Source organism: Streptomyces lancefieldiae, assembly GCF_031845825.1.
GTDB classification, from domain to species: Bacteria; Actinomycetota; Actinomycetes; order Streptomycetales; family Streptomycetaceae; genus Streptomyces; species Streptomyces lancefieldiae.
This window is the reverse complement of sequence record NZ_JAVRFH010000211.1, coordinates 1-1,410: the sequence shown is the minus strand read 5'-3', so window position 1 is coordinate 1,410 and position 1,410 is coordinate 1. Positions and strand designations below refer to the sequence as shown.

Here is a 1,410-nt window from a genome sequence, read left to right as displayed (position 1 = left end):
GAAGGACCTTGGAGAACCCGACCACCGCGCCGGGTCTCCACCATGTCCCAACACCGAAAACGCGTCAGCCACCCGGCAGTTCCCCCTCAACGACACCTCATCGCCCCAACCGAAACGGCGAGGTTAACGCGGTCCCATTCGGACCTGTCCGCCAGACGCCGGCTGGTGAGATCGGTGATGCCGGGCGAACAGGCGATGGCCCGGCAACCGGCCATGAGCCGGGTGATCGCCTCACAGGCGAGTACGGCCGCCAGGCCCTGCCCGCGCCATGGGGGATCCAGCGTCACTCGATCCATGACGAGCAGCGCTGAGCCGACGTACTCCAGTCCCCCGCTGACTTCGTCGGTGAAGGAGCCCGTGTCGGGATCGAGGACGACCTGGGCCATCTCGTATAGCTCCTCCGACTCCTCCTCCATGGCCCAGTAGGCATTCCGACCGCGGTCGAGATGCACCCGATAGAAGGTCATCGACCCGATGGCGACATCCTCCACCCTGCACGCCGGGCAGTCCCCCGTGACGCAGCCGCTGATCGGCGCCTGGTCCTGGCCGCCGGGATGGGTACGTCGCCGGTGCAGCACGGCCACACTCCACCGCTCTAGCGTGTCCGCCTGCGGGGTGTCCCAGAGTTCGTCGTCGTAGGAGATGCACAGATGCAGCTCGGAGGGGTCTCCGGGCAGCGAGGAGGAGGGCTCGATCACTCCGGAAGGCTAGCTGTGCCGCCACCGAGAAAGCGGCACCCTGCCGCAGCCACGATCACCCCTTCGGATCAGGAGCGAGGGTAACGGCCAACCAAGGCGCCGCCTCTTGGCGGTAACTATGTCCGACTGGGACCACTTCGACGCCGCGGTCGAGGCTAAAGATCGTCACCATGATCATGTCCGAGTTGTCGGCAACGGAGGTGAGCTGGGTTCGGCAGCGTCGGCAGGAACCTCGGTGCAGCGTCGGCCAAGTGGAGAAGTACGTCGGCTCGCCTGCGGGACCTGTCCACTTCAGGGCGTCCTTGCGAAATCCGACCCAGGCCATTGCTGGCGCCCCGGACAGGCGCGTGCAGTGCTCGCACGAGCAGAGTTCCCTGTCAAGTGCTTGTGTTCACGTCTTGTGCCCCCTCTTCGTGGTGGCGCGCCGCAGCGGCTGCCGAGGGAGTGGGGCGGCCGACCGACGGACGGGATAGACAGTTTCTGTTACGAACGCCAACCCCGCAACTACCTGGCCTTTCTCGGCCTCGCCGCAGCACTCTGCTGCTACAAATGACTCGCCTGACTCACCACATAGGACACGGTCTTAGCTTGTTCTTTAACCTTGGGCTGGCCCCTGCCGTTTGGCCCGCTCGCGGGCCAGTGGCAGAGTGAGCCGGATGATCGGACACCTGTACACCGTCGTCATCGACTGCCCCGACCCGGACGAGCTCGC

At 65.7% G+C, this 1,410-nt stretch carries 1 protein-coding gene and 1 pseudogene; both read right to left on the bottom strand.

The features are described 5' to 3' along the window. Positions 1–86: 86 nt before the first annotated feature. Entirely contained in the window at positions 87–698 is a 612-nt protein-coding gene (locus RM812_RS41680) for a hypothetical protein (protein WP_311586157.1), read from the bottom strand. A gap of 55 nt (positions 699–753) precedes the next feature. After that, positions 754–1,065 (bottom strand): annotated as a pseudogene (locus tag RM812_RS41675) (GFA family protein); the annotation flags it as partial. Positions 1,066–1,410 lie beyond the last annotated feature (345 nt).